Below are 24,715 nucleotides of genomic sequence, written 5' to 3' on the forward strand. Positions count from 1 at the left end.
TAGGGGGTAGGGGCCGGGGCGTAGGAGGTGGGTTTGAAAAGTAGTGCCAGTGCGGCAGCAAGGTTCCTAGGCCACCGGGTCCCTAGTTGTGTTTCGGATAATCGTAGAAGTAGTATTCGGCATTCGCCCGGTCAATTTCAACCCAATGGGCGCAGTTGAACTTCAGGCACACAATGGCCGCCGTGGGCATATCCGGAATTTCGCTGGGCGAAAGCAGATTGGCAAAGTCGGTGAGGGTGTTGTTGTGGCCCACCAGCAGCACCGAGTCCGCCGTATCGGGGCACTCGCGCACCACCGTCAGCAGTTCGGGCACGGTGGCCTCGTAAATGCGGTCTACTACCTGAATGCGCTCAGCCGGATACTCCAGCTCGTGGGCTACTAAGGCTGCCGTGCTCAGGGCCCTAACGGCTGATGATGCCACGATGAGGTCAAGCTGAATATTACGCTTGGCTAGCGCCTGGCCCATCAGCGGCGCATCGTCGCGGCCACGGTCGTTGAGGGGCCGTTGCTTGTCGCTTAAATCATCGAAGCTCCAGCTCGATTTGGCGTGGCGCATCAGGTATAAGGTCTTCATAGGGGAGAAAACAGTAGGCACGCCTCTTTACTGTGGCGCTAGGAAAAGGTTTTGCTTCGGAGGGCGGGTATGTCCAAAATCGGGCCGGTAACTAGCCGGCAACTAAAAAGACCCGCCCAGCCGGGCGAGTCTTTTCGTTGCAAGCTACGCAAAGCCAGCGGTTTAAAGCCGACAAGAGCCTAGGTTATTCTTTAATGAAGCGTTGGTGCGTCACCTGCTGTCCATCGGCAATGCGCAGCGTGTACACGCCTTTGGCCAGGCGGCCCACATTGAGCAGGTTGCCATCAAACGATACCTGCTTCATTTCGGCGCCGCGCACATCGTACACCCGCACCGAAACAGCGCTGGCGTTGAGAGCAGCTGGCACTTCAATGTTTAGGACATCTGCAGCTGGGTTCGGGAAAATGCGGTAGCCCGCAGCTTCAGCCGTAGCTCCGTCTTGGCGGGCAGTGCCACCCGAGATAGAAATGCTGTAATCTTCGGTTTCACCGTAGCTGTAGCTGTTGCAGCTGGTGGTAGCCGAGGCATCGCTCATGATAATGCGCATGCGGGTTTTGCCCGTTTTGGCAGTAGCTGGTACCGTGAAGGTGCTGGTAAGGGTGCTAGCCGAAGCGCTGCTGCGGCTGGCTACTAGCTCGCCGGAGTCGATGAAGTCGCCGTCCTGGTTGTAGTCGATGTACACTTTCCAGTACTCGGTGTAGGCCGTGGAGGCATAGCCCGCGGAGTAGCTGATGGTCTGGGAAGAGCCGGCGGTTACGGTAGTGGACAGGGCTGTGCCATCGTAGTAGCCTGCATTGGCCCCCGAGGTGCGGCTGATGGAGCCTAGCTGCACAAAGTCAATCCACTCATACGACACTGAATTGCCTTTGGAAGCGCAGTACGTAGGCGTGGTTGGGGTAGTGCCGCCAGGAGCAGTGCCACCGGTAGAAGTAACTAGGCCCACGCGGGCGCCGCCAGTGGCGAAGAGGGCATTCATGCGCGAGGACTGGCCGTTGGAGAACATGTACATGCAGGCATCATCGGTGTAGTCCATGTAGTTCATGAACATGTCGCCGTTGGGCCCGTTGGAGCAGGTCACCTTCGGGAAGGAAGGGCAGCCGTAGTTGCTGGTTTGCTGGGTCGGCGTGTCCGAGACGAGGTCATTGCCGCAGCTGGCATCGCCCCAGATGTGGCGCAGATTCAGCCAGTGCCCCACTTCGTGCGTGCCGGTACGGCCCAGGTTAAACGGAGCCGAGGCCGAGCCGCCGCGCCCGAAAGCCGACGTCAGGATTACTACCCCATCGGTGCTGACGGGGCCGCCCGGAAATTGTGCGTAACCCAGTACGCCGCCCGATAGGTTGCACACCCACAGGTTCAGGTATTTGGTAGCATCCCAGGCGTTCAGGCCGCCGGTAGCCGTGCTCTTCATCTTGTCGTCGGTGCCCCAGCTCGTGATGGTCGTCGACTTGCGCTCGATGCCGGTGGTAGCGGTGCCGGAAGGCGTGCGCTTGGCCAGCACAAATTGAATGTTGGCGTTAGCAGCCAGGCCAGCAAAAGCCGAAGGCGTCTTGCTCACGTCGGCGTTAGTTTTGCTGAAATCCTCGTTCAGAACCGTAATCTGCGACTGAATCTGGGCGTCGGAAATGTTCTGGGCCGTGGTGTTGTACAGCACGTGCACCACTACCGGAATGGTAATAACAGCGGTGGTACGCTGCGCTACCGGGTCGGCCTGAAACTGGCGGGTCTGGTTTTCGATGTTCGACAGGCGCTGAGCCATGGTTGGGTCGGCGGCCAGCTGCGCCGCCAAGTTTTCCATCGTCGAGCACTGCCGGACCGTTTGGGCTTCCGCCGTAAGCGAGGCGCCTAGCCCCATGCAGGCCAAGGCCAGGGCGTAGATAGTTTGTTTCATAGAGAAAGGGTTTGGTTGTGAAAAAGAGGAATGGAGCGGGTAAAAAAGAAAGCAGGTGTGCTGGCTGTGAGAAAAGGGCGAAGGGTACTATGGTGAGGTAAGGCCGGTTGCTAGGGTGCCGGAAAGGCTAAACTGCTTGGCGCCTGCTGTTTTAGCGAAGACGATTCAGCGACTCTCCGAAAGCACTTGCTGGCGCGCTGAATTGGGAGCGCTGGCACGTACCCACAACGCCCACTCCAATACTGATTGGAGCGGGCGTTATTTGGTATAAGCGGTAGGGCTACTCCTTGCGGAAGCTCTGGTGCTGGGTTGATTTGCCGTCGGTCAGGACGAGGTGGTAGATGCCATTAGGCAGGGCCGAGATGTCAACGTTACCAGCTTCGAGGCTGCGCGCCTGCTTCATTTCAAAGCCACGCAGATCGTATACTTTCGCCGACCATTTGCTGGCGGGCATGTTCAGGCCCGTGCGGATCGAGAGCTGATCGACGGCGGGGTTCGGGAATACGTTCAGGGTTTCTACCGAAGTAGAGCTCATGAGCGGAGCGGTACCGCCGGTTGAGCTAACCAAACCCACGCGGGCGCCACCGGCAGCGAACAGGGCGTTCATGCGCGAAGACTGGCCGTTGGAGAACATGTACATGCAGGCATCATCGGTGTAGTCCATGTAGTTCATAAACATGTCGCCGTTAGGGCCGTTGGAGCAGGTCACCTTCGGGAAGGAAGGGCAGCCGTAGTTGCTGGTTTGCTGGGTCGGCGTGTCCGAGACGAGGTCATTGCCGCAGCTGGCATCGCCCCAGATGTGGCGCAGATTCAGCCAGTGCCCCACTTCGTGGGTAGCCGTGCGGCCTTTGTCATAGGGCTTGGCTGTGCCGCCGGGCAGCGAGGAATACAATACTACTACCCCATCGGTGCTAGGCGAACCACCTGGAAACTGCGCGTAACCCAACAGGCCTTGGCCCAAGTTACACACCCAGATGTTCAGGTATTTGGTCGCGTCCCAGGCATCATCGCCGCCGCGCTTGGAGTTCTTAACGGCATCGTTTGAGCTCCAGGAGGAGGTTTTGGTGTATTTGTGGATAATGCCGTTGGTGGCTGTACCGGTTGGTGTGCGCTTGGCCAGCGTGAACTGAATGTTGGTGTTGGCCGCAGCACCGGCGAAGGCCGCCGGAACTAGGCTGGCATCGGCGTTGGTTTTGGCGAAATCCTGGTTCAGTACATCAATCTGAGCCTGCACCTGCGCATCCGATACGTTCTGAGCCGTGGTGTTATACAACACGTGCACTACCACCGGAATAGTTACGGCAGCATTTGTGCGCATGGCCGTGGTGGGGTTGTTCACAAACTGGCGCGTCTGAGATTCAATGTCCTCCATGCGCTTTGCCAGGCCGGGGTTAGCCGCCATTTGCGCCGTAAGCACATCCATCGTCGCGCACTGGCGGCCAGCACCAGCCGGAGCAAAACCGTTTGCAAGGGCACCAAGCTGGCCGCTCTGCGCTGAGGCAGAGGCTGCTAAACATACTAGGCCCAAAGTGAGAGAGTAAAAGGTTTTCTTCATGTGAAACGGGTTGGTTGTGGAAACGGAAACTGTAATTTAAGCGCTTATTACTGATTTGTTAATAAAAGGTTCGTTAAACTGAAAAATTATTCAAAATATGCTCTTTAGGAGTGATAATGTTTAAAATAAAGTGACCAAATGCTGAATCCCTACTGTTGTTCTGCTTGCGGCCCAATCTGCTAACCAAGAGCTCAGTCCATAAGCAAATTGAGTTGTCAGGAAAGCAGGGGCTAGTAAAAAACACGGCACGTCACTTGGGTAATGGAGCCGTATTAGCGGGTTGCTAGGACGCTAAAACGCCCGAACCGCTGATGCGGCCCGGGCGTTTTTCTGAATGCTCAGTGGCGTTTACTCGCTTTCGTCTGACTGAGTGGCACCGTAATACTGATGCTGCGAAAGCGCTGATACGTGCCGTACCAGCAGGTCGCGGAGCTCATCAATGTTTTCGCGCTCCTGGGCCGAGATGAAGATAACCGGGTCGTGCAGCTTGGCCATGTACGTAGCCTTCAGCTGTTCCAGGGTGGGGCGCGGCGTGTGCTCCTCGTCCTCGTTCATGCCCTCGAAGCCGCTGTGATACCCCACTTCTTCTTCGCTATTGTACCGGTCAATCTTATTGAACACCAGTAGCATCGGCTTTTCAGCCGCCCCAATGTCCTTGAGCGTGTCGTTGACTACGGCAATCTGGTCTTCAAACGTGGGGTGGGAAATATCCACCACGTGCACCAGCAAATCGGCTTCTCTAATTTCGTCAAGCGTGCTCTTGAAGCTCTCAATCAGGCGGGTGGGCAGTTTCCGGATAAATCCTACTGTGTCGGAGAGCAGAAACGGTACCGTGTCCAGTACTACCTTGCGCACCGTGGAGTCAACGGTAGCGAAGAGTTTGTTTTCGGCAAACACATCGGCGCGGCTCAGCAGGTTCATGATGGTACTTTTGCCCACGTTGGTGTAGCCCACCAGGGCTACCCGAGCGATGCCCGTGCGCGACTTGCGCTGGGTGTGGCTTTGCTTATCAAGCTCCTTTAGGCGCTCTTTCAGCAAGTCAATTCGGTCGCGCACCACGCGACGGTCGGTCTCGATTTCCGTTTCACCAGGTCCGCGCTGGGCTACGCCACCACCTCGCTGTTTGTCCAAGTGAGTCCAGAGGCCAGTCAGGCGGGGCAGCAAGTATTGGTACTGAGCCAGCTCCACCTGCGTGCGGGCCGTCGCCGACTTGGCGCGGCTAGCAAAAATATCAATGATCAGGAGCGAGCGGTCGACGATTTTGACCTTCAGCTCGGCCTCCAGGTTGCGGAGTTGAGAAGGTGAGAGGTCATCATCGAAAATAACCATGCTGGCATTGGAGTGCTGCACGTACGCTTTGATTTCCTCTAGCTTGCCTTCACCCACAAACGTACGGATATCGGGCTTTTCGAGGCGTTGCACAAAGCGTTTGGTGACGGTAGCGCCGGCTGTTTCAGCCAGAAAAGCCAGCTCGTCGAGGTACTCCTGCGTGCGGGCATCGGCTTGGCGCTTGTCGGGTACGGCTACCAGCACAGCGGTTTCTTCTTCAGGAGCGGTTTCGTAGGTGCCGTCTTTGCCTGATTTGGCCAGCATGCGACCTACGCGGCCTTTTACAGTATCGGTAGCGCCGGGGTGGCGGGTGCTTTTGCCCGGCTTACGGCCTTTGGAGGCGGGTTTGTTAGCCATTTGGAAAGGGGTAATGCTAGGGGAAGAGATGGAGTGAACAGCAGGGTAGGGAGCAGATGCTGGCTTTCTATTTCAAGGTAAGGGAGTAGGCTACCACCTGTTGAATCTGCTCTTCCGTGAGTTGATCCTTGAAGGAAGGCATCTTGCCAAGGCCGTTCACTACCATATACACGCGGCCCGTGGTATTCAGGTTGCTCTTGGTTAAATCGTGGGCACCGTTGAGGCCCAATTTTCCATCGGTACCGTGGCACACGGCGCAGTTCTGGGTGTAAAGGATTTTGCCAGCTACCAGCGCCTCATCGCCGGAGGTTTCTGCCGCGGGTACCTCGGCCGCTGCCGCGAGGGTTGCTACATCCGCCGCCGACAGATCAGTGCTTAGCGACGTTGTATCAACCGGAGCGGAAGCTTCCGGCGTGGCCGTGGCTTCGGCCCGGCCAATGGGGGGGCCGGCAGGGTTGGAGGCCGCTGTAGGGCTAGTAGGGCGGCTAAGCGTAAAGGAGCCCGTTTCGGCTAGGCCATACACATACAAAAAACCCAGGAACGTGAGCACTACGCCCGCTTTGTGTTGGCGACGCATGGCGGCAATGGCCAGCGGCAATAGCACCACTACTAGGCCCAGTTTCACCCACAACCAGCGCGGTGTATCACCCGGGTATTGGGCTAGCAACGTGCCACCGGTTAGCAGAATCAGCAGGCCTAGTACCGAGTCGGCTACGCGGGTACGAGCCCGCACGGTGCGCAGCGTGTCCTGTCGGTTGGTTAGCAGCAGCACGGCTTTAAAGGCGTAGAACAGTAAAAATGCCAGCACAACCAGCAGGTGCAGGCGCAACAAAAGCGGGGAAGGCATCAGCGAAATCAGGTAAAGAAGAAGGCAGGAATGTAGCTCGCAAAGATAGGGCGCTCGGGAACGGCAGCACGAAGTTGGCCCCCAAACCAGCCCTAAATTCAGACTTACCGTATAGGGCCGCCGGAAGGCCCGTATCTTTGCGGCCCGTTTGCTCCCTAGCTTCTTCTTTTCCTTAAACCTCCGGAATGCGCGTTGCCATCGTTATTAATACCAGCTGGAACATCTGGAATTTTCGTCGGAGCCTGGTAAAGGCCCTGCAGGCGGCCGGCCACGAGGTGCTAGCCATTGCCCCACCCGATGCGTATTCTGAGCGATTGGAAACTGAGCTGGGCTGCCGATTTGTGCCGATTCTGATGGAAAATAAGGGTACCAATCCGCTTAAGGATGCCCAACTCACCGGCCGGTTTTACCGCATCTACCGCCGCGAGCGGCCCGATGTGGTACTGCAGTACACCATCAAACCCAACATCTACGGCACTATTGCCGCCAAACTGGCGGGCATCCCAAGCGTAAACAATGTGTCGGGCCTGGGTACGGTGTTTATCGTGAAGAACTTGGTGAGTAGTGTAGCCCTGGGCCTCTACCGCTTTGCTTTTCGCTTTCCCAAGCGCGTATTTTTCCAGAACAACGACGACCGACAGCTTTTCCTGCAGCATGGCTTGGTTGCGGAGCGCATCACTGATCTGCTGCCCGGCTCCGGCATCGATACGCACAAATTCCGGCCCGCCGCTGAGTTTACGCGCCACGAGCCCTTCACCTTCCTGATGATTGCGCGGGTACTGTATGAAAAGGGCGTGGAGGAATATGTGGAGGCCGCCCGGTTGGTTCGTGAGGCAGTACCCGGAACCCGCGTGCAGCTCCTCGGCGGTATTGATGAGTCGGGGGGGGTAGGCGTGAAGCGCGTGGTGTTCGAGGAGTGGCTGAAAGCCGGAAACCTAGAATATCTGGGCACTTCCGACGACGTAGCCGCTCACATCCGCCAAGCCGATTGCGTTGTGCTCCCCTCGTACCGCGAAGGAACCCCCAAAACCTTGCTTGAAGCAGCCGCTATGGGCAAGCCCATCGTTACGACGGACGTACCAGGCTGCCGCGAAACGGTGGTTGACGGGCAAAATGGCTTGCTCTGCGAAGTGCGTAATGCCCAGGATTTGGCTGCCAAAATGCTTCAGATCGTGCGCATGCCTAGTGCGGAGCTTGCGCAGATGGGCCGCGCCGGCCGCCGCCTAGCCGAAGAAAAGTTCGACGAGCGCATTGTGCTGGACAAGTACCTAAGCATCGTGCATGACGTCACTACCCGCCGCAATTCTGGCTAACTTGCCACAAAATTCGGCACCAAACCAGCCCTCATACCTGTCTCATTATCCCATTCTTAGTCGATGGAAATTAAGCATCATGCCCTGGCCGGCGTAGTAGAGTTTACCCCCCGCGTATTCGGCGACGCCCGAGGCGCTTTCTTTGAGTCGTTCAGCCAGAAAGCTATGCGCGAAGCCGGCGTTGATGAGGAATGGGTGCAGGATAACCAGTCACGCTCCATGCGGGGGGTGTTGCGGGGGCTGCACTTTCAGCGGCCGCCGTATGCGCAGGCCAAGCTGGTAAGGGTAGCCCAGGGTCGGGCACTGGATGTAGTCGTAGATATACGCCGCGACTCCCCTACCTACGGCCAGCACCTAACGGTAGAGCTGGATGCCACCCGGTTTAACATGCTGTACGTGCCCGTTGGGTTTGCCCACGGCTTCGCGGCCCTGGAAGACGACACCCTCTTTCTGTACAAGTGCAGCAACTACTACCAGCCTAGCTCCGAAGGCGGCCTGATTTGGAATGACCCTCAGCTCAATATCAACTGGGAGCTTTCTGAGCCGGTGATATCGCCCAAAGACCAAATCCAGCCTTCCTTGGCCGAGTTTGATAGCCCTTTTTAGGGTAGCGTACCAGTAATGAAACCGTCCTTCTGCTGGTGTTGCAAGCTGTTAAAGCTGTGGCAACACCAGCAGAAGGACGGTTTCTCTGTTAATGTGCTTACGCTAGACTAGCTCTAGCAACGACTCCAACCCCATGCCGCGCGAGCCTTTGATGAGTAGCTGGCTGCTGCGCAACGGATTTTCGCGGAGCCAATTGGCGGCTTCGGGCTTGGTAGGGAAGTATAAAAAAGAAGAGTCCGTAACGGCGTGGTGCATGTCTTGGCCAATGAGCACCACCTTGCCAAACGGCAGGCCCTGCAGTAAATGGCCAATGGCTTGGTGCTCCGCCTGGCTTTCCTGACCCAACTCAAACATGTCGCCCAGAATAACCACTTTTTGGGCCGGGTTTCCGGGGCGGGCGGCAAAGCTGTTTAGGGCGGCCGTCATGCTGCTAGGGTTGGCATTGTAGGCATCCAGCACCACTTCGTTGTGCGTGGTGCGCACTAGCTGCGAGCGGTTGTTGGTGGGAGCATAGCTGGCCAGCGCCTCACCAATACGAGCCGGCTCCACGCCAAAATAAGCACCTACTGCGGCCGCTGCCGCTAGATTCGGGAAATTGTAGCCGCCGGTAATCTGTGCCTCTACTACCGAGTCATTAAAGAGGCGAAACTTCACGTTGGGAGCGGCACTGAGCAACTCAGCTGGATAGGTGTCAGCGGGGCCCGGATACGTGACGCGCTCCGATACGCTTTTGGCCAAACCAGGTAGCCGCATATCCAGCGTATTCACGAAGGCCGTGCCGCCTACCTGGGCCAGGAACTGGAACATTTCGCCCTTGCCTTTGGCAATGCCTTCTACCCCTCCAAACCCTTCCAAGTGTGCTTTACCGATGTTAGTAATGAGGCCGTGGGTGGGCTCGGCCAGGCGGCATAGCAGCGCAATTTCGCCCTGGTGGTTGGCGCCCATTTCCACAATGGCCAACTCATGCTCGCCGGGCCGGATGCTGAGCAGCGTAAGCGGCACCCCAATGTGATTGTTGAGGTTGCCGCGGGTGTACTGCACCTGGTAGCGCTGGCTCAGCACCGCGTATACTAGCTCCTTGGTAGTGGTTTTGCCGTTGGATCCCGTGATGGCCAGCACCGGAATAATCAGCTGCCGGCGGTGATAATGGGCTAGCTCCTGCAGGGCCGCCAAGGGGTCGGGGGCGTAGGTATAGCGGTCGGGGTCCTGCGCGGCCAGGGCTTCATCATCTACTACGGCGTAGCGGGCGCCGGCCGCCAAGGCTTGGGGCGCGAAGTCGCGGCCACGGAAGCTAGGGCCGTTCAAGGCAAAAAACAGGGTGCCGTCCTGGGGGTGGCGTGAGTCGGTGCTGACGGCGGAAGCGGCACGGTACCGCTCGTAGAGAGCCGGGAGGTCTGCCAGGCGGTTTTGCATGTAACTTAGTGCGAAAGAAGACTGTTGGTTGATTGGACCCTGACGTAACGCCCGGAGTATATGCGCCGCTATTTTATTGGAAGCTACCTCGCCGCTGTGGTAAGCGGATTTTCACTGCCAGCAGCAGCCCAGAGCGGCGCCCCTTTCGGGTTTGAATACCAGGCCGTAGCAAAAGTAATGCACGGCGAGGAGACCCTGCTACATGCGTGGGCTGGCGGACTGAATTCGCCACAATTTTCCAACATAGACTTAAACGCCGATCAGCAGCCCGACTTGTATGCCTTCGACCGGGCTACTAACCGCTCTTTCACGTTTCTCAACGTAGCCACCGCTACCGGCCGCGGCTGGCAATATGCCCCCGAGTACGAGGCTCTGTTCCCCCGCGACCTGCAAGGTTGGGTGCTGCTGCGCGACTACGACTGTGATGGCCGCCCGGATATCTTCACAGCGGCCAACGGCGGCAACATCCGGATACTGCGGCAGGTGCCCACGGCGCAGGGGCGGCCCGCTTTCCAACTTACCACCGATATGCTGCTGTACTTCGACCCTTCCTCGAACGGCGGCAACATCAACATCACCACTGGCGGCTACAACATGCCGAGCATTCAGGATGTGAACGGCGACGGGCGCCTGGATATCCTCACCTTTGACTTTTCCGCTGCAGTTCCTAGCATCCTGTACTTTCGCAACACCACGGCTACCGGCTGCGGCGGACTAGCCTTTGAGTTGGCTTCCACCCAATGGGGAGGGCTAGCCGCGTGTACGTCCGGGTGTACAGCCTTCACGTTTGGTACTGATTTGTGCCGGCCCTTACTCCGGCCTTTGCACACGGGTGGCTACAACATCACGCTGCTGGATTTGGATGGCGACGGCGACCAGGATTTGCTTTCCGGCCGCGACAACTGCCCGGAGCTGGTGAGTGTCCGGAATGATGGCACCGTTCAGGATGCCCGCATGACCAGCGCTGGCCTTAATGCCGCCTTCCCTACGGGCACCAATGTGGCCCGGGTGCCGAACTTTCCGGCAGCGTATCTGGCCGATGTAACCTTTGATGGTCGCCAGGACGTGCTGGTAGCGCCTAACCTTTTCGATAATGTGGATACCGTCGAGACTAGGCAATCGGTGTGGCTGTACCGCAACACGGGTACAGGCGCGGCGCCCACGCTAGTGCGCGAGCAAACCGACTTCCTGCAGCACGATATGATAGACGTAAGCGAAAGCGCGGCGCCTACCTTCGGCGACCTGGATGGCGACGGTCTATTGGATATGCTGATCGGGAGTGTGAGCCGCAATAACGCCAAGCGGTTTTATCGCGCTAGCCTCAGTTACTACCGCAACACCGGCACTCGTACCCAACCAGTCTTTAAGCTAGTAACCAACGATTATTTAGGCCTGTCCGGCCTGAAACTGGTTTCCCTTAAGCCCGTGCTGGCCGATTTAAATCAGGATGGCGCTCTGGATTTGGTGTACTCAGCCTACAAAAAAGGCAGTGCGGCCAATACCATAGCCTACGTGCTGAACACGGCAGCCGCTAGCCAGCCGGCGCAGTTCAACCTGGCCGCTACCAGCAACTTCGCCAACGTGCCCGGCCAGAAACATGACGCGCCCTGCTTTACGGATGTGGATGGCGATGGGCGCCTGGACATGTTGCTGGGTACCAACTCCATCACCACGGATAACACGGGTGGCTCGTTGCGCTATTACCGCAATACGGGCGCGGCGGCGCTGAGCCAGACGTTCGTGCTGCAAAACAACGATTTTGGCCAAGTCAGGACGAGCACCGGTAGCCGGCCGAGCTTTCTGCACCCCACCGTAGCTGATTTTGACGGAGATGGCCGCCCCGACTTGCTGACGGCCGATGCCTCTGGCGAAATCCGCTTTTTCTCTGATTATCGGTCCCAAACCGGCGCCTTCACGGCGCGCACCGACGTGTTCTATAATGCCCTCACACAGCAATTTATAGCTCCCCGGCTGGGCTCCGCGGCTGAGTTCCGGTATGCGCCCGCCGCCGCCGATGTTAACAACGACGGCGCGCCGGAGCTGTTTCTGGGGCTGGAAGGAGGCGGCATTACCAGCTTTGTGGGCCGCAATAGGGTAGTAACTGCCAACCAGCCCGTTCGACCCACGCTAGCCCTGCAGCTGTACCCAAACCCTGCCTCGGCCACGGCAACTATTTTGGCGCCGTCTCCGGTCCGCCTCACGTTGCTTGACCTGACGGGCCGCGTAGTGCGCCGCCTTCCGGCCTTCGCCCGCGAACATCAGCTTAACGTAGCAGGGTTGCCGGCTGGCGTATACCTAGTACGCTGCGAAACGGTAGCCGGTGAGCTAGGCGTGCGGCGACTGGAAGTAAGCAAATAGCGTGAAATAGGCTTTTCAGGTTCACCTAAAGATTGCACCAGTCACGAAAAGAGAATTGCTGAATTAATTCAAAAAGAGAGGCCACTTGACATTCAGTCAAGTGGCCTCTCTCGTTATCACCAGATGCCTTTATCTATTTTGACCCAGCAGAGGAGGCTAGTATTGTGTGCAGCTCAAACGAGTCGCCATCGTTGAGGGCCGGAAAACGCTCCCGGAAGGCGGTTAGCTCGTCGCGGCGCAGGGCCCGCGTGATGCTGGTTTCCTGGTTGCCTACTTCTACTAGGTACTCGCCGCGCATATCAAGCAGGGCCGAGTCGCCGGCATAGGCCAAGCTGTTGTCATCAATACCCACCCGGTTTACCCCGAGCGTGTAGGCCAGGTTCTCGATGGCGCGGGCCCGCAGCAGCGTTATCCAGGCGGTGCGGCGGGTGGTGGGCCAGTTGGCAACGTACAGCAGCAAATCGTACGGTTGGTCGGGGGAGTTGCGGCTCCACACCGGAAAGCGCAAGTCGTAGCACACCAGCGGGCAAATGCGCCAGCCGCGCCACTCCACAATCAGGCGCTCGGTGCCGGGTGTATACACGTGGTGCTCTCCGGCCATGGTAAAGAGGTGGCGCTTATTGTAGTAGCTAAACGATCCATCGGGCTGCACCCACAGCAGGCGGTTGTAGTAGCGGCCCTCTTCCTCCACAATAAGACTGCCGGTAACCACGGCATCGTGGGCGGCGGCTTGGTGGCGCATCCACTCCAAGGTGGGCCCCTCGGTAGGCTCAGCCAGGGCTGCCGCTTCCATGCTGAAGCCGGTCGTGAACATTTCGGGCAGCACAATCAGGTCCGTTGGAATCGAAATGGCATCCATGTGCCGGCCTAGTTCCTGGCGGTTGGCATGCGCATCGTGCCAGGTCAGGGAAGCCTGTACAAAGGAAACGGTAAGGTCAGACACAGCTCTAGCGTAAAGTGAAAGTCAGGAAGCAGGAAGAAGTATACCGAAAAAAGGTAATACCAAAAAGGGAAATGTTTCTATTCGAAACTTTCCCGGTTCCAACTACTGCCGCAGCAGGCGCTCAGCAGCGGCGCGCAGGGTAGTGTCTTGCTTGGCAAAGCAAAAGCGTACCAACCGGTGATCCTGCCGATTGTGGTAGAACGCTGATATAGGCACCACGGCTACCCCGCTTTCGAGGATTAACTGGCGGGCAAACGTTTCATCATCCAAGTCCGGGGCCACGTCCTGAAAATCAGCCACCTGAAAGTAGCTGCCCTGCACCGGCAACAGCCGAAACCCCGTGGGCGCCAGCAGCTCCCGGAACAGGTCGCGCTTTTGCTGGTAGAAGTGGGGTAGCGAATCGTAGAGGGCCGTATCGGCCAGTACATCGGCCAGGGCGTGCTGGGTTGGGGTGCTCACGCTAAACGTCACAAACTGATGCACGCGGCGCAGCTCCGTGGTGAGGGCCGGCGGGGCCACGCAATAGCCCACTTTCCAGCCCGTGGCGTGGTAGGTTTTGCCAAACGACGACAGCACAAAGGCCCGCTCGCGCAGCTCCGCGTGGCCTATCACGCTCTGGTGCTGCTCGCCATCAAACACCATGTGCTCATACACTTCGTCGCTGAGCAGCAGGGTAGGGGTATCGCGCAAGAGGCCGGCCAACTGGTCCAAATCTTGGGCGGTCAGGACGGCGCCCGTGGGGTTGTGTGGGGAGTTGATGAGCAGCAGCCGGGTACGCGGCGTGAGAGCCGCAGCTACTAGGTCCCAGTCGGGCCGAAACCCTGGCAGCTGCAGCGGCACGTATACCGGCGTACCACCCTGCAGGCGTACGGCTGGCGCATATAGGTCGTAGGCCGGTTCCAGAATCAGTACTTCATCACCGGGGCGTACTACGGCCGCCAGCACCGCGTACAGGGCCTCGGTAGCGCCACTTGTAATGGTGATTTCAGTAGCCGCATCGGGCGTGTAGCCGTAGAGGCGGGTTGTTTTGGCTGCAATGGCTTCGCGCAGGCGCGGCAGGCCTGGCATTGGCGCGTACTGCTGGTGGCCGGGCGTGAGCACGTGGCGGGCCAGCGCCTCCAGTAGCGGCTGCGGCGGGTCGTAGTCAGGAAAGCCCTGCGCCAGATTGATGGCTCCACTTTCCTGGGCCAGCTGGGTCATCACGGAGAAAATGCTGGTGCCTACATCGGGCAGCTTCGAGAGCAGCAACGGCTGAGCCATAAAAGGGAGCTAGAAACAAGAGGATGGGCCCCCAAAGTACACCTGGTTAGCTGAAAACCCAGCGCCAACCCGTAGGCTTTGGCCTTATCATGAACCTAGCACTTGCCCGAAGGCAAAATGCTAGGCAGTTATTGTCCATAAAGCCTCTACTCAGGAAAGGCTACAGCGGGTTTTTGAGCAGCTGCGGAAACGTATGCCGAAACTTCTCCACCTTGGGTGTCGAGATGCTGCGGATATATGCTTCCTGTGGATGCAGACGGTAGTAGCCCTGGTGGTAGCCCTCTGCGGGCCAGAAGGTAGCAAACGGCACCACCTGCGTGACGATGGGGTTGCTGTATTGCTTGGCCGCATCTACGCGCCGGATGGCTTCCTGAATAAGTTGCTTTTCCTTGGGCGTGCGGTAAAAAGCCACCGAGCGGTATTGGGCGCCAGCATCGGGACCTTGGCGGTTTAGGGTAGTCGGGTCGTGCGCGGCCCGGAAAAACACATCAACCAGCGTAGCAAAACTGATTTGCTTGGGGTCGTAGTATACCTGCACGGCTTCGGCGTGGCTGGTCTGGCCACTGCCCACTTCCTCATACGTAGGATTGGCTTCGCGGCCACCGCTGTACCCTGATACTACCGCCTGCACCCCTTTCAGCTCTTCAAATATTTCCTCCGTGCACCAGAAGCAGCCGCCGGCAAACGTGGCCGTAGCCAGCCCGCGCAAATCGCGGGGGGCGGGGGAGGCTGTAGAGCGGGCTAGTACCTGGCTACCCGTCTGGGCTTCGGCAGGGCGCCGCTCTGAGCAGGAAAATAACACGGCCAGCAAGGTGGCAAAACAGAAATACCGCATGGGTAAGAAAGTAAAATCAGTGAGAAAGAGCAGTATATACGCAGGAACTTTAACCCCCGGTGAGGCCGCTGCCGTAGAAGCTGTTCCTTAACGCCTCGTCAGCCCGACCCTATCCGTTCGTTTTCTATCATGGCCTTACGTCTTCTGCACCAAGATGCTAGCATCAGCATTTGTTTTGACTATCAGGAGAACTGGCTTTCCGCCGAATGGACCGGAGAACAGAACGGCGAAACCGTGAAAGCCGGCGCCCTGCGGATGCTGGACCTAATGCGCCAGGAGCAGTGTCATAAAGTGCTGAATGATAACCGACTCGTAACCAGCATGTGGTCGGAGGCGGCGGAGTGGGGCGGCACGGAGTGGTTTCCGGCCATGGCCGATGCGGGCCTAGAGTACTTTGCGTGGGTATACTCGCCCAACGTGTACAGCCGCCTTTCCACAGACCTGACCCTGAAATACACCACCCGTCCCGTTGTGCTCACCTTCGACAGCATGGATACGGCCAGCGCCTGGCTGCGCCAGATGTAAAACCGCACCCCGGGCGCTTGCTTTCCGGCGGCGCGGGTAGTTTATTCGGAAGTTTCAACCCTAGCTTGCTGCGTGATTTTCTTTCTGCGTACCCTGCTGCCAACGGCATTGCTGGCTGGCGTTTCCCTAGGGGCAGTTTCGGCTCAAAGCCTGCTGCCCGCCCTTCAGCAAACGCCCGCCGCCCTGCGCTGGTACGAGGTGCGCACCCCCCATTTTAGGGTGCTGTACCCAGCAGGGTTTGCCGACCGTGCCCGCCGCACGGCGCATCGGCTGGAGCAGGTACACGAGCCCGCTGGCGCATCGTTGGGCATAGCGGCGCGGCCCGTCACGGTGGTGCTGCAAACCCACAATACTATCGGCAATGGCTTCGTGACCTTGCTGCCGCGCCACTCCGAGTTCTTTACTACCTTCCCCCAAGATCCTTACCTAGTAGGCACCCTCGACTGGCTTGATCAGCTCACGGTGCACGAATACCGCCACGTGGTACAGTATGATAAGGCGCGCCAGGGCTCCGGCCTGATTGGCTACGCGCTGGGCGGCTACGGGGGCCTGGGCCTGATGACGCTGGGGGTGCCCGACTGGTTTGCCGAAGGCGACGCCGTAGGTACTGAAACTGCCCTGACGCGCAGCGGCCGCGGCCGCATTCCCAACTTCGATGCCTACCTGCGCGCCAACCTGCTGGCTGGCCGCCGCTACACCTACGCCAAGGCCGTAGGAGGCTCTTACCGCGACTATGTACCCAACCACTATGTGCTAGGGTACTTTCTCACCACAAGCCTTAAGCGCACGGCGGGCCCCGGCGTGTGGGGCAATGTGCTGAACCGCTACTACCGCTTCCCGGTCTATCCGTTTTCCTTTTCCGATAAGCTGCGCCTGACCACCGGCCTGCGCACCGACGACCTGTACCAACGCACCATGCAGGAGCTGGACAGTACCTGGCGAATCCAGCAAGCCCGCCGGGAGCTCACCCCCGCTACCCAGCTGCCCGTGGCCTCTTCCGAGAAAATTTTCACTGAGTACCAATACCCGCAGTATCTGGATAACAACAGAGTACTGGCCCTGAAAAGCGGCTTGGGCCACACGCCCCGGCTAGTAGAGTTGCGGAGGGGTGGGCCGGAACGGGAGTTGCTCGTGCTGGGCCTTAACAATAACCCCGAGCAGCTTTCGGCGGGTGGCGGGCGGGCGGCCTGGCTGGAGTTTCGGTACCACCCGCGCTGGCAGCAGCAAGTGTATTCGGAGCTGCGCATTCTGGACCTGGCCACCGGCCGACTGAGCCGCCCGGGCCGCCGTACGCGCTATTCAGCGGCGGTGCTCTCGCCTGATGGGCAACGCCTGCTCGCCGTCAGCACCGACTCGGCTTATCAGCACCGCCTGCAACTGCTCGATGCTGCTACCGGCGCTACCCTGCGTACGTACCCCAACCCTCAAAACGAGCCCTACTTACATCCACGCTTTGGGGCCGACGGGCGCACGGCCGCGCTGGTGCGGTTGGAGCCCGCCGGCAAACGGCTGGAGCTATTGGAAGTAGAAACCGGCCAGGCCCGCACCGTTCTCCCCGCCGCCAACGACAACCTCTCGCACCCCCAGCCCTGGCAAGACTACGTGCTGTTTAACTCGCCCCGCTCGGGCCAAGATGAGGTGTACGCCGTGCGCATCAGCACCGGCGAGGTGCGGCAGGTAACGGCCCGGCCCGTAGGCGCCTATCACGCTACCGTAGCGCCCGATGGGCAGCGGCTGGCGTTCCATGAGGTGCAGGCCCAAGGCAGCCGGGTGCTGGAAATGCCGCTTACTCCGGACCAGTGGCGCCCCGTAGCGGCCACGGCCGGCAACCCCACCAACGCCTACGCCGATGCTCTGGCTGCCCAGGAGCCGGGCGCGCGCACTGTGGGTAGCATTCTGCCTACTGATTCGGTGGCCGGACTGCCACTTACGGAGCACCGTTACCGCCGCCTGCCGCACGCCCTCAACCTCTATGGCTGGGGCTTGGTGCAGAGCCCTACGGGCACGGGCCTCAACCTGGGGTTGCGCGCCCAAGATGTACTCAACACGACCCAAGTGGTAACGGGCGTTGGCTACGATGCCACGGAGCGCACCGGCCGCGTATTTGCCGATGCCAGCTACCAGGGCTTGGGGCCGATATTGGACCTAGGAATTGAGCACGGAGGCCGCCGCGCCATTGGCCCGGTAGCTCCCGATGAGTTTGCTTCTGACCGGTGGCAATACACGCGCCTGAGCGTGGGCAGCCGCCTGCCCCTGGTGCTCACTACCTCCCGCATGCTCACCGCCTTTACGGCCGGTGCTTATTATCAGCTCGAGCAAACACAAGGATACAATTTCCTGGTACCTCCGGGCCGCACAGAGGTTGGTAGCCAGCCGCTGCACGCACTGCTGGGCAGCCTGAGCTTTTCGCGCACGCTGCGCCAGAGCTACCGCGATGTAGCGCCGCGCTGGGGCCAGAGCGTGAGCATGGTGTGGCGCGGTACGCCTTTCGGCAAGGGCATTTCGGCGGAGCAGCGGGCGGTGCAGGCTAGTTTATTTCTGCCCGGCATAGGCTGGCACCATGCCGTGCGGTTGCGGGCCGGCTACCAGTGGCAGCAGCAACAGCAGTACCGGTTTGGAGCGGCCATATTCTACCCACGCTCCCTGCCTTACTTGAGCTATAACCAGCTTACTTCCTACAGCGCCGAATACCGGTTGCCGCTGGCTGATGTGCATTGGGAGTGGGGCCGGGCCTTGTATGTGCAACGGCTGAAAGGCGCCGTATTTGCTGATGGCGTACGCGGTGAATCCGGCCCGCTGCTCAAGTCCTATTATGCCACGGGCTTCGATGTGTCGGCGGTGTTTAATCCGTTGCGGTTGCGCACGCCCTTAGAGCTAGGAATTCGTACCGTGTATAACTCCTTCGACCAGCGCTGGCAGGTGCAGCCCTTGCTCCTGAATATCGGTTTCTGATCCTTTCGTAACGGCAGCAGCACGTCCTGATTCTTGTGGCAGAATCAGGACGTGCTGCTTTGTAGGTACTGTGCTATGTATCTCGTAACTCTCACCCCCTACTTGGCGGCTCTGTACACCAGCAAGGGCTGGGCGTGCGCAGCATCATACAGCGAAAGCTGATGGTTGCTGATAGTGTAACGCGTCACCTGGGGGAGTAACTCGAGGTAGCGCGTTTCCTGTGACTGGGCGGCGCAGGTGGCATACGTACTGGCTTGGGTGCCGAACCGGAGCTGCGGTGAGCCAGGAGCCAGCGTGTACTGTCCGCCATACGTATTGCAGGCTGCCCGCCCTGAGTTGGTGCTGCCCACGGCGCTAAGCACCAAGTCGGTAGCAGTGCTGCCGGGCTGCGCACTAATGGCCTGTCCTTCCAGCTCCACTAGCTCCCAGCGCTGATCCAGCAGGTACACGGGTGCCGGCATGGGTTCACTGTCTTTGGCGCAGCTGGTCAGCAACGCGGCGCTTGTCAGCAAAGTCAGGAGGAAGGAACCACGCATAAGGCAGCACAACAGATAGGGTGAGGAGTAGTACAAGGAGCAAGGTAACCAGCAAATAGTTGCATGCTAATTTCGGCTCCCATTTTAGGTCGCTTTTCTGCTGCCTGCCTCCAAATTTTTGGGCTGTTTTCCGGCCAAATTTTCTGAGGAAAAAGCAGCGGTGTTTAGCACCGTTTACTTTGCCGCTACTGGCCCAAATCCTGGCTTTTGTGTAAGGTTTATATCTTGTATTTCAAGAGATTAGATGATGGTTCGGTGCTTTGGCAGGGCTAGTGTGGCGGAACTGTAACCGGGGGCTACGTAATTATTTTTGAGCGGCGTGTGTTAGAGCCTGCATTCCAATGCCTATCTTCTGCCATGCTAGTACTTCCGCTCCTTTGCCTCCCTGCTTTTTGTGCTACTGATTTGGCTGCTCCGGCCGCGGCTCCGGCGGCAGGCTCTGCTACTTCCATCACGGTGGTGGTATCGTCGCTGGCCTCTACCTCATCTTCCGTGAAGCTGTACTTCTATAATGTGCGGGAAAAGTTTCTGGAGAAAGGTGGCTATGCCTTTATGCGGGTAGTGAAGCCAGGCGGGCAGCGGCAGGTAACCTTGCCGGTGGAGCTGCCGAATGGCGACTGGGCCGTGGCCATCACGCAGGATACTAACAACAACGATAAGCTGGACAAGAACTTTATGGGCATCCCCACGGAGCCTTTTGCCTTTTCCAACAACGTGCGCCCCCGCCTAGCCCCTCCTGATTTCAACGACTGCAAGTTTACCGTCAGCGGCGCGGGCAAAGTGGTGAGCATCGTACTCACCAAATAAGCCTATTCTTTCCGAAACGGATGCGCGCCTTTAGCTAGGCGTTCCGTTAGCTCCACGGCCCGCCGGGCGCGGGTTTCCGGCTGCCGTGCCGTCGTAATATGCTGTACTACTGCCCGGCGCATACTGGCGGAAAGCTTCTCAAACCCTAGCCCGGCCTCGGGCCAAGCGGCAAACGCTTCGCTAAGCTCATCCGGAATATCTACGCGGTCGGGCTCCGGGTCGGGGGCGAGCATAAGCGTAACCTGCTGGCCAACCTGCACGCTGGCGGCGTAACACAGGTCTTTGTTGAGCATTAGGTAGCGGCCCCCGCCGGTTTGGGGCAGCAGGCTCAGCCGGATAGGATGCCCATTGAGCGTGCCAACTACCCGTTTTATGCTTTTGCCGCCCAGTGCCTCCAACACTAGCGGCGGCACCACTACCACCTGCGTAGGCATAAAGCTGGGCCCGCCCGCCTCAATGTGAGCTGTGAAAGTAGTAGACATGGTATAGGGTTAGAGTAAGTTGCTAGGCTAGTAGTTGTTACATGTAGTTTTTCCGGTGGCAAGTAGCAAAGTATGGATGGTTTCTGGCAGCTAGCCGCTGCGCCTCAAATCATACGTCTTCGAGCTGGGGTGCCGCAATGTGGCCCTCCTACGCATCATAGAGATACTTGCCAGGTAAAGCTACCTTCTGCTTCCGCCTATCAGTGCCCGTAAGGGCCAACGATAGTTATAAGGTGTGTTGTAGTTTCTTTCGCAGTCCTGGCAGCAAGACATCGACGGCCACAATGTGGCCTGTGCTATCCACAAGCAGGTTGGCCGGGATGCCGGTAACGGCAAAACGCCTGATGTCCTCTCCATTCCCGCCTTGCAGCTCCGATAGGTGCGGGATACGCAGGCTGTCCTCGGCAATGGCTTGCACCCACTTGTTGTAGTTGTTGTCCAGCGAGACGCCAATCATGCCGAAGCCTTTGCTGTGGTACTGGTTGTATAGTTGGCGATACTGGGGCATTTCCATGCGGCAGGGGCCGCACCAACTGGCCCAAAACTCAATCAGCGTTAGTTTATTCTGTTGAAAGAGGTGTGCCGCATCCAGCACTTGGCCCGTTGGGGTCTTGCCCGCCAGGCGCTGGATGCGGCGGCCCACAAAGCGCTGACTGTTCTGGTTGCGGCCTTCGTTTTTGGCCAGCTGCTTGTCGAGTAGCTGGCCCGTGTAACTCTGTTGCAGCTGCGTCGGCATAGCTTGGTAGTACTGACGGAAGCGCTCCACCGAAGGCCGGTCATTGCGGTTATCCAGCATGGCGTAGAGAGCTACCACGGAGGTAGGATGTTGCTGGACGAATAGATCAGCCGCCGCGGCCCAGTAACTGGACGCCCGGTAATTGAAGCCGTTGACGGAGTCTGCCCATTGCTCTATCAGGGCTTTATTGCCGGAGCCGAAGGTCTCCCTAAACTTGGCCGTGACCAAGGCTTTATCAACGAAAAACTTATGCCAGAGGCTGTCCCGCGTGAGTAGATATTGCTCCCACTGCTGTTGCAGCGGGGAGGTAGAGAAAACGACCGTGTTTTTTAAATAAGAACCCATATCGGGCCGCTGATAGAAGTCGGTTCGAATCAGCTTTTTCGTGGCTCTTATATGAATAGAGTCGGTAGGTAGCTGTAGCTCGATGTAGCCGGAAACCGTGTTATCTGCTTTGCTGACGTAGCGAAGACCGTAGAGACCGGGATGGGTAACTACCCCCCGCAGTGAAAAGCGGCCATTGGCGGTTTGCGTCGCATTGATAACGGAGTCTTGCATCCATAATTTTGCCTGACAGTCTTTACACCCTTCCACATCCGCTACAATCAAATAGCTGTGTTCTTCGGGCTGCTTTTGCTGGCAACTGCTAAGCAGTGCTACACACAGCAAAAAAATCCAAGTGATTTTACAAGTAGCCCTAACACACATACTATTCGGCTTTTTTTATATAAGTGAAAGCGGGCTGTGATAGACGTTATTTACTGCATACAACTTGGCGCATGTAATGCGCCTTTCCAAAGCCTCGGAAAACTTTTTGATCCTTGCGAGGCTTATAGCCTGCTGAAAACATAGATCTTCTTCCCATGAAAATAGAAATCTGGTCCGATATCGTGTGCCCGTTCTGCTACATCGGCAAGCGGCGCCTGGAAAATGCCTTGGCAAAATTTCCCCACGCCGAGAACGTAGAAATTCACTGGCGCAGCTTTGAGCTGGATGCGCAAGCCAAGCCCGAGCCCGGTGTGAGCCTCTACAAACGCCTCGCCGCCAAATACAACAACACGGAGGCCTGGGCCCGCCAAATGAGCGCCAACATGACCCAGTCGGCTGCTGAACTGGGCCTGACCTTCGACTTCGATAAGGCTGTGCATGCTAACACGCTGCATGCCCACCGCCTTGTACACTTGGCCGAGCGCCACGGCAAGCAGGACGCGGCCAAGGAGCGCTTTTTTAAGGCCTATCTGGAGGAAGGCGAAGACCTCAACGACTTCGCTACGCTCACGCGCCTGGCCACTGAGCTAGGCCTGCCCGCTACTGAAGTAGCGCAGGTGCTACACTCCAATGAGTTTGAGCAGGACGTGCGCCACGACGAGTACCAGGCTCGCCAGATTGGCGTGCGCGGCGTGCCCTACTTCGTGTTCGATGATAAGTATGCCGTATCAGGCGCTCAGCCCTCAGAGCTGTTCCAGGAAGTGCTGGAAAAAGTGTGGGAAGAGTCGCGGCCGCAGCCGGTGCAGCTGGCCGGCGCGGATGGCGCCGCCTGCGGTATTGATGGCAGCAACTGCTAGTAAGGAGTCTAGCCTATAAAGCCAAAACGGCCGCCCTAGTATAGGGCGGCCGTTTTAGGTTGGTAACGAGCCTAGTCCGCGTCTTTGAAAACGAGGATGGGCTTCAGAGAATTGGTGGCATCATACAGGCGCAGTTCCCGCCCACTAATTTCGTAGCTAACCGTGCGCGGCAACACCTCCAGGTAATGGTCTTCAAGGCTTTGTCCGCCACAGGTAAGCTTGGTGGTGGCCTGCTCACTGATGGTTAGCCGGCCCGCCGGGCCTAGGGTGAATGTACCGCTGTATGTGTTGCAGGGCGCCTGGCCGGTGGTTTTGCTGGTAGCTGCATCAAACTCAATATAAGAGCTATGCGCGCCTGAATAGCTGGAAGCCAGTATCGGGAAGTCCTCTACCTTTTCCAGCATCCAACGCGTACCGGGCAACGGCGACTCCTGGTTTTTGTCTTCGCAGCTACTAAGCAGCCCCAGCGCGGCCACGCACAAAGAGAGAAAAGATAAGCGCATAAGTAAAGCGGATATAGAGTAGGAAAAAACACCTGATGCGCTGATGATACCAAGCCCGCCCGTAAGGTTGCACACAGAAAACGCCGCCCAAACCGGGCGGCGTTTTCTGTATTTGCAGTTGCTGCGCTTTACGCAGTGTATTGCTAGAGCTGAGCTAGTTGTTGCGAAATGAAATCTACCTCCTGCGGGGAAAGCTGCACATCAATAGCGTGAGCATTCTGCACGGCCTGCTCAGCGTTGCGTGCGCCCACCAGCGCCACCGAAATGCCAGGCTGCGCTAGGGTCCAGCGGAGCACCAACTGCCCCAATGTGGCGTTTTTGGTTTCCGCCATCGGCCTGATTTTGTCGAGGAAAGCGTTTACGCGCGTCACGAACTCCGGAGTGAACAGCGGGTGGCCCCAGCGCAGGTCGCTGGCATCGAAGTGTTGGCCTGGCTTGATTTTGCCCGTGAGCAGGCCCAGCTGCAGCGGGCTGTAGGCCAAAATGGCTTTGTTGTGCTCCAGGCAATAGGGCACCACATCCTTCTCAATATCACGGCGTACCATGCTGTAGGGTACCTGGTTAGAGGCGAGCTTAACTACCTGCTCAGCTTCCTGCATCTGCTCCACGGAGTAATTGCTCACGCCAATGGCGCGCACTTTGCCTTGCTCCACGAGGCGCTGCACCGCTTCCATCGTATCGGCAATGGGCGTGGTGATATCGGGCCAATGGATCTGGTACAGGTCAATGTAGTCGGTGCCGAGGCGGCGCAGGCTGTCCTCGCACTCCTTTACGATGCTTTCCGGCGCCGCGTACTTGTACACATCAATATCCTGGCCCTGGTTGTTCTTGCTCTTGAAGCCGAAGTCGCCTTTGGTATCGTCCCAGCGCATGCCAAACTTGGTCAGAATCTGCACCTTGTCGCGGGGTAGAGTTTTAATGGCTTCGCCCACAATTTCCTCGCTTAGGCCCTGCCCGTAAATAGGCGCCGTATCAATGCTGGTGACGCCCAGCTCATACGAGGCCCGGATGGCGCCCACGGCATCGTTCTGCTCGGTGCCGCCCCACATCCAGCCGCCGGCTGCCCAGCTGCCGAACGTAATGCGCGAAACCTGTAAGCCGGAGTTGCCTAGTTCAATGTATTCCATAGCCAGAAAAATAACGGTGGTGCCCTGCCGCCCCGGCTGCGTTGCCGGGTGTGAGGGAGCTAGTACCTACCTCCTCTGCCGCCCGAATGTTGCGGCTGGGCTACTACGGTTGGGTTTCGTTTCAGGCGCCGGGGCGGTTGGACCGGCCAGAAGGGCTAGTAGCCGGCCATCAGAATCAGAAAAGAGGTGGGAGAAGGCTGTGGG

Annotated in this window: 21 protein-coding genes; 7 read left to right on the plus strand and 14 right to left on the minus strand. The window is 58.4% G+C overall.

All coding sequences use genetic code 11. From position 1 onward, the window contains the following. Positions 1-82: 82 nt before the first annotated feature. The 5 genes from ACYVHC_RS10100 to ACYVHC_RS10120 form a co-directional block, all read right to left on the minus strand. On the minus strand, positions 83-574 hold the full coding sequence (locus ACYVHC_RS10100; protein ID WP_460613601.1) for a SixA phosphatase family protein: 492 nt from the start codon (positions 572-574) through the stop codon (positions 83-85). A 184-nt stretch (positions 575-758) separates the two neighbouring features. Then, positions 759-2,462 carry a GEVED domain-containing protein gene (locus tag ACYVHC_RS10105; protein ID WP_460613602.1) on the minus strand — a complete coding sequence of 568 codons (1,704 nt, stop codon included), beginning with the start codon at positions 2,460-2,462 and terminating at the stop codon, positions 759-761. A gap of 280 nt (positions 2,463-2,742) precedes the next feature. Next, positions 2,743-4,017 (minus strand): M43 family zinc metalloprotease, encoded by a 1,275-nt coding sequence (locus tag ACYVHC_RS10110; protein ID WP_460613603.1) that lies wholly within the window; start codon positions 4,015-4,017, stop codon positions 2,743-2,745. Between the two features lie 348 nt (positions 4,018-4,365). Further along, positions 4,366-5,610 (minus strand): GTPase HflX, encoded by a 1,245-nt coding sequence (gene hflX / locus ACYVHC_RS10115; protein ID WP_460614309.1) that lies wholly within the window; start codon positions 5,608-5,610, stop codon positions 4,366-4,368. Positions 5,611-5,770: 160 nt separating this feature from the next. Further along, a complete protein-coding gene (locus tag ACYVHC_RS10120; protein ID WP_460613604.1) occupies positions 5,771-6,550 on the minus strand; it encodes a c-type cytochrome in 780 nt (259 codons plus the stop codon). Positions 6,551-6,735: 185 nt separating this feature from the next. On the opposite strand from ACYVHC_RS10120, the gene ACYVHC_RS10125 reads away from it, so the two are divergent. Beyond that, positions 6,736-7,863, plus strand: coding sequence for a glycosyltransferase family 4 protein (locus ACYVHC_RS10125; protein ID WP_460613605.1), 1,128 nt, complete (start codon positions 6,736-6,738; stop codon positions 7,861-7,863). Between the two features lie 63 nt (positions 7,864-7,926). After that, positions 7,927-8,469, plus strand: coding sequence for a dTDP-4-dehydrorhamnose 3,5-epimerase family protein (rfbC, locus tag ACYVHC_RS10130; RefSeq protein ID WP_460613606.1), 543 nt, complete (start codon positions 7,927-7,929; stop codon positions 8,467-8,469). A 102-nt stretch (positions 8,470-8,571) separates the two neighbouring features. On the opposite strand, the gene ACYVHC_RS10135 is transcribed toward rfbC, so the two are convergent. After that, a complete protein-coding gene (locus tag ACYVHC_RS10135; protein ID WP_460613607.1) occupies positions 8,572-9,882 on the minus strand; it encodes a UDP-N-acetylmuramoyl-tripeptide--D-alanyl-D-alanine ligase in 1,311 nt (436 codons plus the stop codon). A gap of 60 nt (positions 9,883-9,942) precedes the next feature. Here ACYVHC_RS10135 and ACYVHC_RS10140 point away from each other — a divergent pair, with 60 nt between their 5' ends. Further along, a complete protein-coding gene (locus ACYVHC_RS10140) occupies positions 9,943-12,240 on the plus strand; it encodes an FG-GAP-like repeat-containing protein (RefSeq protein WP_460613608.1) in 2,298 nt (765 codons plus the stop codon). A gap of 133 nt (positions 12,241-12,373) precedes the next feature. On the opposite strand, the gene ACYVHC_RS10145 is transcribed toward ACYVHC_RS10140, so the two are convergent. The 3 genes from ACYVHC_RS10145 to msrA form a co-directional block, all read right to left on the minus strand. After that, on the minus strand, positions 12,374-13,183 hold the full coding sequence (locus ACYVHC_RS10145) for a nitrilase family protein (protein ID WP_460613609.1): 810 nt from the start codon (positions 13,181-13,183) through the stop codon (positions 12,374-12,376). A 102-nt stretch (positions 13,184-13,285) separates the two neighbouring features. Next, positions 13,286-14,443, minus strand: coding sequence for a pyridoxal phosphate-dependent aspartate aminotransferase family protein (locus ACYVHC_RS10150; RefSeq protein ID WP_460613610.1), 1,158 nt, complete (start codon positions 14,441-14,443; stop codon positions 13,286-13,288). A 160-nt stretch (positions 14,444-14,603) separates the two neighbouring features. Next, positions 14,604-15,278, minus strand: coding sequence for a peptide-methionine (S)-S-oxide reductase (msrA, locus tag ACYVHC_RS10155; protein WP_460613611.1), 675 nt, complete (start codon positions 15,276-15,278; stop codon positions 14,604-14,606). Positions 15,279-15,407: 129 nt separating this feature from the next. Here msrA and ACYVHC_RS10160 point away from each other — a divergent pair, with 129 nt between their 5' ends. Both ACYVHC_RS10160 and ACYVHC_RS10165 read left to right on the plus strand, forming a co-directional pair. Further along, positions 15,408-15,803, plus strand: a complete 396-nt coding sequence (locus tag ACYVHC_RS10160; RefSeq protein WP_460613612.1) for a hypothetical protein — start codon at positions 15,408-15,410, stop codon at positions 15,801-15,803. Positions 15,804-15,875: 72 nt separating this feature from the next. Continuing rightward, positions 15,876-18,755, plus strand: a complete 2,880-nt coding sequence (locus tag ACYVHC_RS10165; RefSeq protein ID WP_460613613.1) for a hypothetical protein — start codon at positions 15,876-15,878, stop codon at positions 18,753-18,755. A gap of 98 nt (positions 18,756-18,853) precedes the next feature. Here ACYVHC_RS10165 and ACYVHC_RS10170 read toward each other — a convergent pair whose 3' ends face one another. Further along, entirely contained in the window at positions 18,854-19,291 is a 438-nt protein-coding gene (locus ACYVHC_RS10170; RefSeq protein WP_460613614.1) for an META domain-containing protein, read from the minus strand. Positions 19,292-19,648: 357 nt separating this feature from the next. Between ACYVHC_RS10170 and ACYVHC_RS10175 the strand changes: the two genes are divergently transcribed. Continuing rightward, positions 19,649-20,098: a DUF2141 domain-containing protein gene (locus tag ACYVHC_RS10175; RefSeq protein ID WP_460613615.1), complete on the plus strand. Its 450-nt coding sequence runs from the start codon at positions 19,649-19,651 to the stop codon at positions 20,096-20,098. A 2-nt stretch (positions 20,099-20,100) separates the two neighbouring features. On the opposite strand, the gene ACYVHC_RS10180 is transcribed toward ACYVHC_RS10175, so the two are convergent. Both ACYVHC_RS10180 and ACYVHC_RS10185 read right to left on the minus strand, forming a co-directional pair. Beyond that, positions 20,101-20,580 (minus strand): YdeI/OmpD-associated family protein, encoded by a 480-nt coding sequence (locus ACYVHC_RS10180; RefSeq protein ID WP_460613616.1) that lies wholly within the window; start codon positions 20,578-20,580, stop codon positions 20,101-20,103. 226 nt (positions 20,581-20,806) lie between these two features. After that, the gene (locus tag ACYVHC_RS10185) at positions 20,807-21,874 is read right to left on the minus strand and encodes a TlpA family protein disulfide reductase (RefSeq protein ID WP_460613617.1); all 1,068 of its coding nucleotides are present in this window, start codon (positions 21,872-21,874) and stop codon (positions 20,807-20,809) included. A gap of 305 nt (positions 21,875-22,179) precedes the next feature. Between ACYVHC_RS10185 and ACYVHC_RS10190 the strand changes: the two genes are divergently transcribed. Next, positions 22,180-22,881, plus strand: a complete 702-nt coding sequence (locus ACYVHC_RS10190) for a DsbA family oxidoreductase (RefSeq protein WP_460613618.1) — start codon at positions 22,180-22,182, stop codon at positions 22,879-22,881. 71 nt (positions 22,882-22,952) lie between these two features. Here the strand turns inward: ACYVHC_RS10190 and ACYVHC_RS10195 are convergent, their stop codons facing one another. Both ACYVHC_RS10195 and ACYVHC_RS10200 read right to left on the minus strand, forming a co-directional pair. Then, on the minus strand, positions 22,953-23,384 hold the full coding sequence (locus ACYVHC_RS10195; protein ID WP_460613619.1) for an META domain-containing protein: 432 nt from the start codon (positions 23,382-23,384) through the stop codon (positions 22,953-22,955). A gap of 143 nt (positions 23,385-23,527) precedes the next feature. After that, a complete protein-coding gene (locus tag ACYVHC_RS10200; RefSeq protein ID WP_460613620.1) occupies positions 23,528-24,511 on the minus strand; it encodes an aldo/keto reductase in 984 nt (327 codons plus the stop codon). Between the last annotated feature and the right edge of the window lie 204 nt (positions 24,512-24,715).

Source organism: Hymenobacter seoulensis, assembly GCF_054780535.1.

Coding starts and splice junctions, on each gene's coding strand:
- ACYVHC_RS10195 (WP_460613619.1), bottom strand. CDS start 23,384: ATGCGCTTATCTTTTCTCTCTTTGTGCGTGGCCGCGCTGGGGCTGCTT.
- msrA (WP_460613611.1), bottom strand. CDS start 15,278: ATGCGGTATTTCTGTTTTGCCACCTTGCTGGCCGTGTTATTTTCCTGC.
- ACYVHC_RS10170 (WP_460613614.1), bottom strand. CDS start 19,291: ATGCGTGGTTCCTTCCTCCTGACTTTGCTGACAAGCGCCGCGTTGCTG.
- ACYVHC_RS10160 (WP_460613612.1), top strand. CDS start 15,408: ATGGCCTTACGTCTTCTGCACCAAGATGCTAGCATCAGCATTTGTTTT.
- ACYVHC_RS10110 (WP_460613603.1), bottom strand. CDS start 4,017: ATGAAGAAAACCTTTTACTCTCTCACTTTGGGCCTAGTATGTTTAGCA.
- rfbC (WP_460613606.1), top strand. CDS start 7,927: ATGGAAATTAAGCATCATGCCCTGGCCGGCGTAGTAGAGTTTACCCCC.
- ACYVHC_RS10140 (WP_460613608.1), top strand. CDS start 9,943: ATGCGCCGCTATTTTATTGGAAGCTACCTCGCCGCTGTGGTAAGCGGA.
- ACYVHC_RS10135 (WP_460613607.1), bottom strand. CDS start 9,882: ATGCAAAACCGCCTGGCAGACCTCCCGGCTCTCTACGAGCGGTACCGT.
- ACYVHC_RS10150 (WP_460613610.1), bottom strand. CDS start 14,443: ATGGCTCAGCCGTTGCTGCTCTCGAAGCTGCCCGATGTAGGCACCAGC.
- ACYVHC_RS10125 (WP_460613605.1), top strand. CDS start 6,736: ATGCGCGTTGCCATCGTTATTAATACCAGCTGGAACATCTGGAATTTT.
- ACYVHC_RS10180 (WP_460613616.1), bottom strand. CDS start 20,580: ATGTCTACTACTTTCACAGCTCACATTGAGGCGGGCGGGCCCAGCTTT.
- hflX (WP_460614309.1), bottom strand. CDS start 5,610: ATGCTGGCCAAATCAGGCAAAGACGGCACCTACGAAACCGCTCCTGAA.
- ACYVHC_RS10105 (WP_460613602.1), bottom strand. CDS start 2,462: ATGAAACAAACTATCTACGCCCTGGCCTTGGCCTGCATGGGGCTAGGC.
- ACYVHC_RS10190 (WP_460613618.1), top strand. CDS start 22,180: ATGAAAATAGAAATCTGGTCCGATATCGTGTGCCCGTTCTGCTACATC.
- ACYVHC_RS10175 (WP_460613615.1), top strand. CDS start 19,649: ATGCTAGTACTTCCGCTCCTTTGCCTCCCTGCTTTTTGTGCTACTGAT.
- ACYVHC_RS10100 (WP_460613601.1), bottom strand. CDS start 574: ATGAAGACCTTATACCTGATGCGCCACGCCAAATCGAGCTGGAGCTTC.
- ACYVHC_RS10120 (WP_460613604.1), bottom strand. CDS start 6,550: ATGCCTTCCCCGCTTTTGTTGCGCCTGCACCTGCTGGTTGTGCTGGCA.
- ACYVHC_RS10185 (WP_460613617.1), bottom strand. CDS start 21,874: ATGCAAGACTCCGTTATCAATGCGACGCAAACCGCCAATGGCCGCTTT.
- ACYVHC_RS10200 (WP_460613620.1), bottom strand. CDS start 24,511: ATGGAATACATTGAACTAGGCAACTCCGGCTTACAGGTTTCGCGCATT.